A 12,158-nucleotide genomic window follows, 5' to 3' on the forward strand; every position below is an offset into this window, starting at 1 on the left:
TTGACAAAATCGGTCTTGCTCCACTTTTCAAGCACTTCATCTTTGCTTTTGACCACGCCGTTTTGGACAAAGAATATCTTTCCCAATTCAGGGATATTGCTTACATCAATATTGCAACCAACCCAACCCGCCCGTCTCGCGGTGGGACTCAGCGCTTTTCTCTTTTCAATAATCGCAGGGACAAAAAAGTACTTCGGGATGGTCAGGAAATTTCTAATCTCAAAAGTGGACTTGTCGTAAGTCAAAAAGAAAAAATTAGGATTGTTGTCAGACTTCAAGCGTTCAATCATCGTGGAATATGCGCCATCCACAATCTTCTTTCCCATTTCCCCATTCTTCGACTTCAATTCATATTCTTCCGAACAATGAGCGCAATAAAAATCAGCGACGGGCGCATTATTCTCAAAATGACTTAACCCACTCCCGCAATTCGGGCAAAACGCAGATTTGCCAACCCACCCCTCCGTCATCACACGAATTTTTTGGGTTGGACTGGAATAATCTGCGCCACCATAAACGCCCATAAACAATATCATTTTAATATAATAAACATTTACTTAATGCTCAAATAAACTCTTAGTATCTTGAAAAAGATTCACTCAACCACCAAGAGATGTTTAGATAATAGATTATTCAATTTTTGAATTGATTTTTTACTGCTTAAGCCCCTGTAAGCAGCAAGAGTCAAAGCGTTTCTTTTGAAATAATTCGAGAAATCCAATTGAGCATCTTTACGTTGGGCTTTCTTTTGAAGAACAACAAAATCCTTAACGGCGGAGCGATACCAACTCTTCAGAGAAGAATGAGTTGAACCACCTCCAAACATATGCCGATTAAGCAATCTCAATACATTTTCTTGAGTTTCTCGATTTGCCTTAATAGCATCATAAGTAGCGCGAATAAGAACCAATTGCGACATCTGACCAAAAGCCCTGAGTGATTTTGGCAAACTTTTAATCATATTTTTTGTAAAAATGCCTGCCCAAACTATTAAGGCAAGATCCTTATAAGCACTAGAAGAAAAATGGGTGTCAAAAGATGAAAAAATTCGATTGTAGTAAATAGGCTGAAACAGGTCAGAGACTTTGGTTCTTGCTAAGCCAAATCCGATATCGGAATAATAAAGCAATGAAAGCCATTGCGTTACGTCTTTGACGCCAATCGAGATATAGTCTGAAAGCAGTGATTTTTTTTCATTCGCCCATTCTTTTTCACGGCGTTCATAAAATATATGAAATCTATCTAGATAACGCGCAATGTTGAGTTGAAACGGGTCTTGCGAAGAAAGATTAATCAATTTCATCGGATTCTGAGTATTAGTGCGTCGAATAACTGCGCTAAGTAACTCAGGGTTAGTTGCCGTATCCATCACAAGAAGCCTCACAAGAATCTTGCAAGGCTGATGTTTTGACGCATGCTTAATAGAGTGCAAAGTTTGCGAGCCATTTATGATTGATGGATATTTTAGTTTTCGCTTGCGACCTTCCAAATAATCGATTTGCGAACAGATAATGTAAAGACCGTTGTTGTATAACCAAAATCTATCAGGGTCAGTTTCATAAGTCTTCTTAATACCTTTATTTATCTGAGACCCCAAGTCTGTTCTCACGTTTTGTGCGAATAACCGCTCGTTTTTATCATCTTCCATTAATTTGATAAATTCTGAAGCGTCAGCAAGTCCGACATGAGTTTTGAATCCGTCTCCAATAGGTATTTCCCATTCATGTTCAAAGGTTAAAATCATATTCTCAACAGGGGGAGTAAATCCCCGACTGTGCAAATCCCATAGTGCTGTTATATGCTGAATATCATCAACCTCAACAGTGTCACCTAGTTCGAGAGTCAACCTCTTTGTAGTGATAAATATAAATCTAACAGATGATGGATCTCTCATTGCTTTTTGCCGTACAGAAGAATATACAGGGCGAAGTTCAGGTCTTACAGTTTTAATCCAAGTATTAAAATCGTCGCTTGACGACCTATCAAGGATCTTATTTGCAACTTCTTCAAATGCGCCTAATTCATCACGGAGTATTGGTGCAAGTCGCGGCTTTATTTCATATTTTGACTGAATCACAAATCGAGTATTATCCACATCGAATACAGCATCTATCCCACCATCTTTTTTACCATCAGTAATAGCAGCGCCGTCATTAACACCATACTTAGCCAATATATACCATTTTATGAATGCTCGCTCCGCAGGCATTGAACGATACTCTGCTCCAGATAAATACCTTTTTAACTCGTTAGCAAAATCAATATATTTCGTTTTTTTATTCATGAAAACCTCTTTACCGTTGATTGCTATTCAAGATTGCGAATCGATATATTAAGAAAATTATAGTTACCCAAGTGCTCATGGATTTTTTTATCGTCGTACTTGTAGTACTCAGCGAGTCGCGACATGAAATTGAAAACCATAGTGCAGTACACCTCGTACCGTAATGCCCTTTCATCGTTTCGGTCGTAAGTACTCTTCCATGCATCGGTGAAGTCTTTACTTTCCAGATAGGGATACTGAACGGCAATCTTTAGGATGCCGTCCAATTGATCGTCAAGACCCTTTTTGGCGTTCGTACGCGCTAAGAGCAGAGTAACGCCCACTGAGGTGATAGCAGAAATGATTGTTGCAATAGCCGCAGAGGTTATGTCCATATCGTTAGTCCAATGGATTGATGGAAGATAGTGATGCCCAACGTTAAGTAGGCCTCACGCAGAACTTGCTACATCTGACTATTTGTTGCCAGATATGGACTGCGCGGTCGATTGGTGGATAGGTTGAACTTGCCATGGCTAGGTATTCTCCGGAACGACGCGTCCTGCCGGCTTGAGCTTCCTGACGGCGGCGCGCGGCAGGCGCCACAGCTTGCGCCGGGTATCCCACTGGCCCCCGGCATCCTTCACGCGGGCGCGCAGTTCCGCTTCCGCGTAGCCGATCCGCACCCATTGATCGCCACCGGGTAGCGGACGCTCATCGACGATGAGTTCCACGGTGGTCAGGCGGCGGCCGTTGGCGGCATCTTCCCGGTAGCGGACGCAGACCAGCGCGCCGCCGAAGCGCTCGGCATGGCGGCGCGCGCCGGGCGCGGACGGTGCCAGCTTCTTCAGGACGACGCTGCCGCCGGTATCCGGCCGGGGTATGCCCGCATCCGCGGCGGGTGCTGCCGGCCCACCCGGAAAGAGCGTCGAAAGTGCGCCCCGGCCGGGGATGAATGGTCGCGAACGATTCACGGTTTGCCTCATCGCTGCATCATACCTCGGCAGCATAGCCGTCTTTGCGCGCGGCAACAACCCGGCTGCGGCAGACCTGCGGCCGTCCAGCCAGTGGGCGATGGGTGTGGGGTGGGGCGGTGTCGCGACGGATCGCGAAGGGGCGCCGTCCGGCTGGCGCCGACTGTTCCCCTGCGGGCCGCAGGCTGGCGGCTACTGCGCCACGCAATCCACGTAATAGCGCACGCCGCCTTCGCCGCCGTTCTTGACCAGGCCGTGGATGTCGGTCTCGAAACCGGGGAACCTCTCGTTGAAGTCGCGCGCGAACTTCAGGTAGCGGACGATGGTGGCGTTGAAGCATTCGCCCGGAATCAGCAGCGGTATGCCGGGCGGGTAGGGCGTCAGCAGCACCGCCGTGACGCGGCCTTCGAGCTCGTCGAGCGGCACGCGGTCGATCTCGCGGTGGGCCATCCTGGCGAAGGCGTCGGCCGGGCGCATCGCCGGCACCATGTCGGAGAGGTACATTTCGGTGGTCAGGCGCGCCACGTCGTTCGCCTTGTAGACCTCGTGGATCTGGGTGCACAAGTCCTTGAGGCCGACCCGCTCGTAGCGCGGATGCTTGGCGACGAACTCGGGCAGCACCTTCCACAGCGGATGGTTGCGGTCGTAGTCGTCCTTGAATTGCTGCAGCGCGGTGACCAGCGTGTTCCAGCGGCCCTTGGTGATGCCGATGGTGAACATGATGAAGAAGGAATAGAGGCCGCACTTCTCGACGATCACGCCGTGCTCGGCGAGGTACTTGGTGACGATGGCCGCCGGTATGCCGTTGTCGTCCGAGAAATCGCCATCGACGTCAAGGCCCGGGGTGATGATGGTGGCCTTGATCGGGTCGAGCAGGTTGAAGCCCTTGGCCAGCTTGCCGAAGCCGTGCCACTTCTCCCCGGGCTTGAGCATCCAGGCTTCGCGCTCCTCGATGCCTTCCTCGGAGAGGTCCTTCGGGCCCCAAACCTGGAACCACCAGTCGGCGCCCCATTCCTTGTCCACCTTGCGCATGGCGCGGCGGAAATCCAGCGCCTCGGCGATCGACTCCTCGACCAGCGCGGTGCCACCGGGTTCCTCCATCATCGCCGCGGCGACGTCGCAGGAGGCGATGATCGAGTACTGCGGCGAGGTCGAGGTGTGCATCAGGTAGGCCTCGTTGAACACGTCGCGGTCGAGCTTGTTGTTCTCGGCGTCCTGCACCAGGATTTGGGAAGCCTGGGAGAGGCCGGCCAGCAGCTTGTGCGTCGATTGCGTCGAGAACACCATCGACTCCTTGCAACGCGGGCGGTCGGCGCCGATGGCATGGTAGTCGCCGTAGAAATCGTGGAAGGCGGCGTGCGGCAGCCAGGCCTCGTCGAAATGCAGGGTGTCGATCTTGCCGTCGAGTTCCTCCTTGATGTCCTCGACGTTGTAGAGGATGCCGTCATAGGTGCTCTGGGTGATGGTCAGCACCCGCGGCTTGCCCTTGACCTGGCTGGCGAAGGGGTGGGCGGCGATCTTCTTCTGGATGTTCTTCCAGCGGAACTCTTCCTTCGGGATCGGGCCGATGATGCCGTAGTTGTTGCGCGTCGGCATCAGGAACACCGGGATCGCGCCGGTCATCATGATGGCGTGGAGGATGGACTTGTGGCAGTTGCGGTCAACGATGACGATGTCGCCGGGCGCCACGGTGGAATGCCAGACGATCTTGTTCGAGGTCGAGGTGCCGTTGGTGACGAAGAACAAATGGTCTGCATTGAAGATGCGCGCAGCGTTGCGTTCGGAAGCCGCCACCGGGCCGGTATGGTCGAGCAACTGGCCGAGTTCCTCGACGGCGTTGCAGACGTCGGCGCGCAGCATGTTCTCGCCGAAGAACTGGTGGAACATCTGGCCCACCGGGCTCTTGAGGAAGGCGACGCCGCCCGAATGGCCGGGGCAATGCCACGAATAGGAACCGTCCGCCGCGTAGTGTGTCAGGGCGCGGAAGAAGGGCGGCGGCAGCGAGTCGAGGTAGGCCCGCGCCTCGCGCACGACGTGGCGGGCAATGAACTCCGGCGTGTCCTCGTACATGTGGATGAAGCCGTGCAGCTCGCGCAGGATGTCGTTGGGGATGTGGCGGCTGGTGCGCGTCTCGCCGTGCAGGAAGATCGGGATGTCCGGATTCTTGTGGCGGATTTCCTCGACGAAGGCGCGCAGGTTGAGCACGGCGGGGTCGAGTTCGGGGCCGGGGGTGAATTCCTCGTCGTCGATGGAGAGGATGAAGGCCGAGGCGCGGCTTTGCTGCTGGGCAAACGAGGTCAGGTCACCGTAGCTGGTGACGCCGAGCACGTCGAGGCCTTCCTTCTCGATCGCGTCGGCCAGGGCGCGGATGCCGAGGCCCGAGGCGTTCTCGGAACGGAAGTCCTCGTCGATGATGATGATGGGAAAGTGGAAGCGCATCTTTTACCTACCCCCTGGCCCCCTTCCCGAGGAAGGGTGTAACGGTTATTCGCCCGCAAAGGCGCGGACTCCATGTATTGGCTGGCCCCGCCTTGGGGCGGCCCGGCGGCGGGGCCTCGCTCCGATTGCCGCCTGTGCTCAATCAAATCTTGGGTAGTGTCACGCCGACCTGCCCCTGGTACTTGCCGCCCCTGTCCTTGTAGGAGGTCTCGCAGACCTCGTCGGATTCGAAGAACAGCACCTGGGCGCAGCCCTCGCCGGCGTAGATCTTGGCCGGCAGCGGCGTGGTGTTGGAAAATTCAAGTGTCACGTAGCCTTCCCATTCCGGCTCGAAGGGCGTCACGTTGACGATGATGCCGCAACGGGCGTAGGTACTCTTGCCGAGGCAGATGGTCAGCACGTTGCGCGGGATGCGGAAGTACTCGACGGTGCGCGCCAGGGCGAAGGAATTCGGCGGAATGATGCAGAAGTCGGCATTCACCTCGACGAAGGAGTTCGGGTCGAAGTTCTTCGGGTCGACGATGGTGCTGTTGATGTTGGTGAACAGCTTGAATTCGCGTGAGCAGCGGATGTCGTAGCCGTAGCTGGAGGTGCCGTAGGAGACGATCTTGTGGCCGTTGGCTTCGCGCACCTGGCCGGCCTCGAAGGGCTCGATCATCTTGTGCTGCTCCGCCATGCGGCGGATCCACTTGTCGGACTTGATGCTCATGGTTCATCCCGGGAAAGGACTCAAGGGGCCGCAGTATACGGCTTTAGCTCAACGGCCGGGCCCGGCCATTGAGCTAAAGCCGTACCCTCTTTTCTGCCCCCCCACCCCCGTTCCACGGCTGGCTTTGCACAGCCAGCCGGCTGCGGCGGCGCAAAGCAGTACTTTGCGAATTCCCGCCTTCGCCCCCCGCCCCGGGGCGGGGGCCAGAATCGGCTCGCTGCGCTCGATATAAGCTTCTGGTATGCCAAACCTACATTCCGCCAAGCAACTTGCCCAGGTGGGCAATACCGGCCAGCGAACTGCCGCGCGCAATCGTCACCAACGGAATGCCGGCTACATGGCGCGCCAGGCTTTCCACGGTGGCGGCTAGCGCAACGGGTGAATCCGGGGTTTCATTGACCGCAATCGCCGTGACGCCAGCGCCGACTTTTGCAAGGGCTTCCAGCGCTGTCAGGGTGTGGCTCAGGCTGCCCAGGTAGGAGCCGGTCACCAGCACGCAGGGCAGGCCGCTGGCGACGATCCAGTCGCGTACCGTGTGGCGCTCGCCCAGGGGAACCATGACGCCGCCCACGCCTTCGATCAGGACCGGATCGGAGCCGGGGCCGGGGCCGGTGCTGCGCCGGGTGAAGGCGACCAGTTCGTCGAAGTCGATGCGCCTGCCTTCCAGTGCCGCCGCCATGTCCGGCGACAGCGGCGCGGCGAAGCGCCAGGGCGCGATCGCATCGAGTTCGGTAGCGCTCACTTCGCGGCCCAGCGCCGCCAGCAAAGCGCCGGCATCGCCGGCCTGGGGGCAGGCCGGATCGAAGCCGGAGAGCACCGGCTTGAAGGCCGCAGGCGACAAACCCTGCGCCCGCCAGTGGCGCAGCAGGGCACTGGCCAGCCAGGTCTTGCCGATGTCGGTGCCGGTGCCGGTGATAAAATTCGCGCCCATCGTTCCTCCGCCGGCGCATTCTAGCCGGCGCCGCCACCGCGCTCGACATGTCCGACTGGCTGACTCCGGGGCTGGCCCATTTGTGGCTGCCCTACACGCAGATGAAGACCGCGCCGGCGCCGCTGCCGGTGGTCGCCAGCGATGGCGTGCGGCTGCGACTGGCCGACGGCCGTGAACTGGTCGATGGCATTTCATCGTGGTGGACCGCCTGCCACGGCTACGGCCACCCGCATATCCGCGCGGCCGTCGCAGGCCAGCTTGCCACGCTGCCGCACGTGATGTTCGCCGGACTGGCGCATGAGCCCGCGGCGCGGTTGGCGACACGGCTGGCGGCCCTGCTGCCGGGAGACCTGGAGCGCGTCTTTTTCACCGAGTCCGGCTCGGTGGCGGTCGAGGTTGCGCTCAAGATGGCGCTCCAGTACTGGCGCAACAAGGGCCGCGCGGACAGGCAGCGCATCGTGTATTTCCGCCACGGCTACCACGGCGACACCTTCGCCACCATGGCGCTGTGCGATCCCGAGGAGGGCATGCACACGCTGTTCGCCGGCAGCATGCCGGACCAGCTCATGGCCGAGTTGCCGACCGACGACACGATGCGCCGCGCCCTCGACCTGCTGCTCGATACCCATGCCGAACGCATTGCCGCCGTGGTCGTCGAGCCGCTGGTGCAGGGCGCCGGCGGCATGCGGATGCACGATGCGGCGACCCTGGCCTTCATCGCCGAGGCCTGCCGCGGCCACGGGGTGCTGCTGATCGCCGACGAGATCATGACCGGTTTCGGCCGCACGGGACGCATGTTCGCCTGCGAAGAGGCCGGGGTCGTGCCCGACATCGTCTGCCTGTCGAAGGCGCTGACCGGCGGCACGCTGCCGCTGGCGGCGACCGTGGCGCGCGGGCACGTGTTCGACGCCTTTCTGTCCGACGATCCCGGTGCCGCGCTGATGCACGGCCCGACCTACATGGCCAATGCGCTCGCCTGCGCCGCCGCGAATGCCTCGCTCGACCTCTTCGCCAGCGAGCCACGCCTGGCGCAGGTGGTCGCGATCGAGGCGCAACTGGCGACCGAGCTTTCGCCCTGCCGCGAAATCGACGGCGTCGCCGACGTTCGCATCAAGGGCGCGATCGGCGCCGTGGAGCTTCGTGGAGGGATCGACCTCGACGGCATGCGCCGGCGCTTCGCCGAACTCGGCGTCTGGGTGCGGCCTTTCGGCAAGGTGGTGTACCTGATGCCGCCCTTCGTCATCGCAGCCGACGACCTGTCCGTGCTGACCAGCGCGCTGCGCCAGGTGCTGGCGGAACGCGCCACGACGCTGAAGTGAAAGGCTCGCTCGACGCCTTGCTGCAGCAGGAGCTGGCCGCGCTCGACGCCGGTGCGCGGCGGCGCCGCCTGCGCGCCCTCGTCTGCGACGAGGGACGCCTGCGCGATGCGCAGGGCCGGGCGCTGATCGACGTCTCGTCCAACGACTACCTGGACCTCTCGCAGCATCCCCTGATCAAGCAGCGCGCCGCCGAGTGGGCGCTGCGCCACGGTGCCGGCGCGCCGGCCTCGCGCCTGGTGGCCGGCACGCGCGACATCACGCTGGCGGTGGAACAAAAGCTCGCGGCCTTCAAGGGCCGCGAGGCGGCGCTGCTGTTTTCCAGCGGCTTCCAGGCCAATGCCACGGTGATTCCGGCGTTGGCGCGGCTTGGCACAAGAGTTCCCAGAGGGACGCAGAGCGCTGGCGCCGGTGATACGGCAAATGCGACAACGATTTTCAGCGACGAACTCAACCACGCCAGCATCATCCACGGCGCACGTGCCGCGCGCTGTCCCGTCAAGGTCTTCCGCCACAACGACATCGGCCACCTCGACGCCCTTCTGGGCCGGCATGACGGGCGCAAATTGATCGTCACGGAATCGGTGTTCAGCATGGACGGCGACCGCGCCGACCTGCCCGCGCTGGCCGCCCTGGCCGAACGCCAAGGGGCGCTGCTCCATGTCGACGAGGCGCACGCCACGGGCATCCTCGGCCCGCAGGGGCGAGGGCTGGCTGCCGGGGTCGCCGGCGTCGATGTCGTGATGGGCACGCTGGGCAAGGCCTTCGGCGCCTTCGGTGCCTATGTCGCCGGATCGCGCGCGCTGATCGACTGGCTGGTCAATTGCTGCAGCGGCTTCATCTTCACCACGGCGCTGCCGCCGCCCGTGCTCGGCGCGGTCGATGCCGCGCTGGACCTGGTACCGGGGATGGATGCGGAACGCGCGCGCGTGGCCGCCCATGCGCAGCGCCTGCGCGAGGGGCTCGCCGCGCTCGGTATCTCGACGCTGGAGTCGACCACGCAGATAGTGCCGGCGGTGATCGGCGCCGAGGCCGACACCCTGGCCGCCGCCGCACGCCTCGATGCCGCAGGCTTCCTCGCCGTCGCGATCCGCCCGCCGACCGTTGCCCCCGGCAGCAGCCGCTTGCGGCTGGCGATCAACAGCACGCTCACCACCCCGGATATCGACCGCCTGCTGGCTGCTTTGTCAGACCTTTGACGCGGAATACTCGGCACGAAACCCCGTCATAGACGCGCGCAGCGCGCCGATTGGTAACCCCCCGCGAGGGGCGAGGCGGGAATTCGCGACGCATGCGTCGCGCCGCCGCAGCCGGCTGGCTGTGCAAAGCCAGCCGTGGGCCGCGCAGCGGAAGGGGGGCGGGCGACCAATTGGCCTTTCGCGTGTTTCAGGCTCGGCGGCTAGCGCTCGGAGCCATGAGCGTTAAGTATTCATCACCTTGATGCTGGGGAACTTGCTGCTGTGGTCCTTGGCCTTTTCGGCGATCTTCACCGCGATGCGGCGCGCGATGGTCTTGTAGATCGCGGTGGCCGGGCCGTCGGGATCGGCCTCGACGGTCGGCTTGCCGCCGTCCATCTGTTCGCGGATCGACATCGCCAGCGGCAGGGCGCCGAGCATTTCCACCTCGTAGTCCTTCGCCATGCGGTCGCCGCCGCCGGAACCGAAGATGTGTTCGGCATGGCCGCACTTGGAGCAGATGTGGATGCTCATGTTTTCGATGATGCCTAGGATGGGTATGCCGACCTTCTCGAACATCTTGAGGCCCTTGCGCGCGTCGAGCAGCGCGATGTCCTGCGGCGTGGTGACGATCACCGCGCCGGTCACCGGCACCTGCTGCGCCAGGGTGAGCTGGATGTCACCGGTGCCCGGCGGCATGTCGATCACCAGGTAATCGACATCGCGCCAGCGCGTCTCGGTCAGAAGCTGTGTCAGGGCCTGCGTCACCATCGGGCCGCGCCAGACCATGGGCTGCTCGGGATCGATGAGGAATCCGATCGACATCGCCTGGATGCCGTGCGCATCCATCGGCTCCAGGCTCTTGCCGTCGGCCGACTCGGGCCGGCCGGCGGGAATGCCGAGCATGGTCGGCAGCGAGGGTCCATAGATGTCGGCGTCGAGCAGGCCCACCGTGGCGCCTTCGGCGGCGAGGCCCAGCGCCAGGTTGACGGCGGTGGTGGACTTGCCGACGCCGCCCTTGCCGCTGGCCACGGCGATGATGTTCTTGACGCCGGGAATCAGCTTGACGCCCTTCTGCACGGCGTGGGTCACCACCTTCGAGAATACGTTGGCGCTGATGTTGCCGATGCCGGGCAGCGGCTTCAGCGCGGCGATCACCGCGCTGCGGATGCCCTCGATCTGGCTCTTCGCCGGGTAGCCGAGTTCGATGTCGAGCGAGACGTCGCTGCCGGTGACCTTGATGTTCTTGACGCTGCGGCTGGCGACCAGGTCCTTGCCGGTATTGGGATCGACGACTACCTTGAGTGCGTCCTGGATGCTTTGTTCGTTGATGGACATGAAAGGCCTTTGCGGGTGACGAATTGAGGGAAGGAAATCGGAGTTTCAGAGAAGGCTAACGTCGGCTTTATCGACGTTATGCCGGAACTAAAATCTTCGGTCGCGGATTATGTCCCGTAACCTGATTACCATACTTGAGCGAATTAGTCGGGATTTTATATCAGGTTTGGCTGATGTGCCAAATCGGGACTTGGCGGTCGCGCCGAAACTTGCGCCTTGTCGCTTGATTGGGTAAACGGCAAATCAGTTCCAGTCCGACCCAAATGCTTGCCGTATTGCTGCTTTTCTGCAAAACTGCGAAGCATGAAAACCACACTTACCATTACCGAGCGTGGCGTGATCACGCTCCCGGCCAAACTGCGCCAGGCCATGGGCCTCGCCGCCAATGACCAACTGATTGCGGAGACCACGCCCGATGGCCTCTTGTTGAAGCCCGCCGTTACGCTGCCCATCGAGATGTACAGCGACGAGCGCCTGCGCGAATTCGACGCGGCCGAGGCCGAATTGGCCGCCGTGCTGAAAAAGAAATCGCGCTGACGCAGTGCGGATTTTCCTCGACGCCAACATCCTGTTCTCCGCGGCTCGCGCCGATGGCGGGGTAAGGCAATTGCTGGCGCTCTGCGAAGGTGCCGGACACGAGTTGTGGGCCGACACCTACGTCTTCGAGGAGGCACGGCGCAATCTGGCCGCAATGACTCCCGCCGGCCTCCCGGTACTGAATGCGATGGCCGCCCGAATCTGCAGCGGCAACCTGGTCCCCGGCAACAGCCTGCTGCCTGACACCATGGTCCTGCCCGAAAAGGACAGACCGGTCCTTGCCGCCGCCATCCACCATCGCGGCGACATCCTGGTCACGGGCGACCGAACCCATTTCGGCCCGCTCTATGGCGCGACGATTCGAGGCGTGACGGTTCTGTCGCCGGCGATGCTGGCGGAATCGGTACCGGACTGATGCCTGGCGCCGTATCGCCAGCGACCAAAGGAAGTCCCTGTGGGGCACCGACTTTTCATGTTCC

At 60.1% G+C, this 12,158-nt stretch carries 11 protein-coding genes; 4 read left to right on the forward strand and 7 right to left on the reverse strand.

The features are described 5' to 3' along the window. The 6 genes from J0M27_RS09950 to bioD form a co-directional block, all read right to left on the reverse strand. Positions 1 to 524: DpnI domain-containing protein (locus J0M27_RS09950; protein WP_294990668.1), on the reverse strand; the 524-nt coding region annotated here is incomplete at its 3' end. 71 nt (positions 525 to 595) lie between these two features. Beyond that, positions 596 to 2,284 carry an AIPR family protein gene (locus tag J0M27_RS09955; protein WP_294990671.1) on the reverse strand — a complete coding sequence of 563 codons (1,689 nt, stop codon included), beginning with the start codon at positions 2,282 to 2,284 and terminating at the stop codon, positions 596 to 598. A gap of 512 nt (positions 2,285 to 2,796) precedes the next feature. After that, positions 2,797 to 3,234 (reverse strand): hypothetical protein, encoded by a 438-nt coding sequence (locus tag J0M27_RS09960; protein WP_294990674.1) that lies wholly within the window; start codon positions 3,232 to 3,234, stop codon positions 2,797 to 2,799. A gap of 192 nt (positions 3,235 to 3,426) precedes the next feature. Continuing rightward, the gene (locus J0M27_RS09965) at positions 3,427 to 5,673 is read right to left on the reverse strand and encodes an arginine/lysine/ornithine decarboxylase (RefSeq protein ID WP_294990677.1); all 2,247 of its coding nucleotides are present in this window, start codon (positions 5,671 to 5,673) and stop codon (positions 3,427 to 3,429) included. Between the two features lie 142 nt (positions 5,674 to 5,815). Next, positions 5,816 to 6,382, reverse strand: coding sequence for a dCTP deaminase (gene dcd, locus J0M27_RS09970; RefSeq protein ID WP_294990680.1), 567 nt, complete (start codon positions 6,380 to 6,382; stop codon positions 5,816 to 5,818). Positions 6,383 to 6,632: 250 nt separating this feature from the next. Beyond that, positions 6,633 to 7,313, reverse strand: coding sequence for a dethiobiotin synthase (gene bioD / locus J0M27_RS09975; RefSeq protein WP_294990683.1), 681 nt, complete (start codon positions 7,311 to 7,313; stop codon positions 6,633 to 6,635). Between the two features lie 47 nt (positions 7,314 to 7,360). Between bioD and J0M27_RS09980 the strand changes: the two genes are divergently transcribed. Together J0M27_RS09980 and J0M27_RS09985 are read left to right on the forward strand one after the other, a co-directional pair. Continuing rightward, positions 7,361 to 8,632 carry an adenosylmethionine--8-amino-7-oxononanoate transaminase gene (locus tag J0M27_RS09980; RefSeq protein WP_294990686.1) on the forward strand — a complete coding sequence of 424 codons (1,272 nt, stop codon included), beginning with the start codon at positions 7,361 to 7,363 and terminating at the stop codon, positions 8,630 to 8,632. After that, the gene (locus J0M27_RS09985; protein ID WP_294990689.1) at positions 8,629 to 9,828 is read left to right on the forward strand and encodes an 8-amino-7-oxononanoate synthase; all 1,200 of its coding nucleotides are present in this window, start codon (positions 8,629 to 8,631) and stop codon (positions 9,826 to 9,828) included. The genes J0M27_RS09980 and J0M27_RS09985 overlap by 4 nt, the downstream gene beginning before the upstream one ends. Before the next feature lie 222 nt (positions 9,829 to 10,050). Here J0M27_RS09985 and apbC read toward each other — a convergent pair whose 3' ends face one another. After that, on the reverse strand, positions 10,051 to 11,142 hold the full coding sequence (gene apbC, locus J0M27_RS09990; protein WP_294990692.1) for an iron-sulfur cluster carrier protein ApbC: 1,092 nt from the start codon (positions 11,140 to 11,142) through the stop codon (positions 10,051 to 10,053). A 303-nt stretch (positions 11,143 to 11,445) separates the two neighbouring features. Between apbC and J0M27_RS09995 the strand changes: the two genes are divergently transcribed. Both J0M27_RS09995 and J0M27_RS10000 read left to right on the forward strand, forming a co-directional pair. Next, positions 11,446 to 11,679 (forward strand): AbrB/MazE/SpoVT family DNA-binding domain-containing protein, encoded by a 234-nt coding sequence (locus J0M27_RS09995; RefSeq protein WP_294990695.1) that lies wholly within the window; start codon positions 11,446 to 11,448, stop codon positions 11,677 to 11,679. Positions 11,680 to 11,683: 4 nt separating this feature from the next. Further along, the gene (locus tag J0M27_RS10000) at positions 11,684 to 12,094 is read left to right on the forward strand and encodes a PIN domain-containing protein (RefSeq protein ID WP_294990698.1); all 411 of its coding nucleotides are present in this window, start codon (positions 11,684 to 11,686) and stop codon (positions 12,092 to 12,094) included. Positions 12,095 to 12,158: the final 64 nt, after the last annotated feature.

Source organism: Sulfuritalea sp., from assembly GCF_017302275.1.
Lineage (GTDB): Bacteria > Pseudomonadota > Gammaproteobacteria > Burkholderiales > Rhodocyclaceae > Sulfuritalea.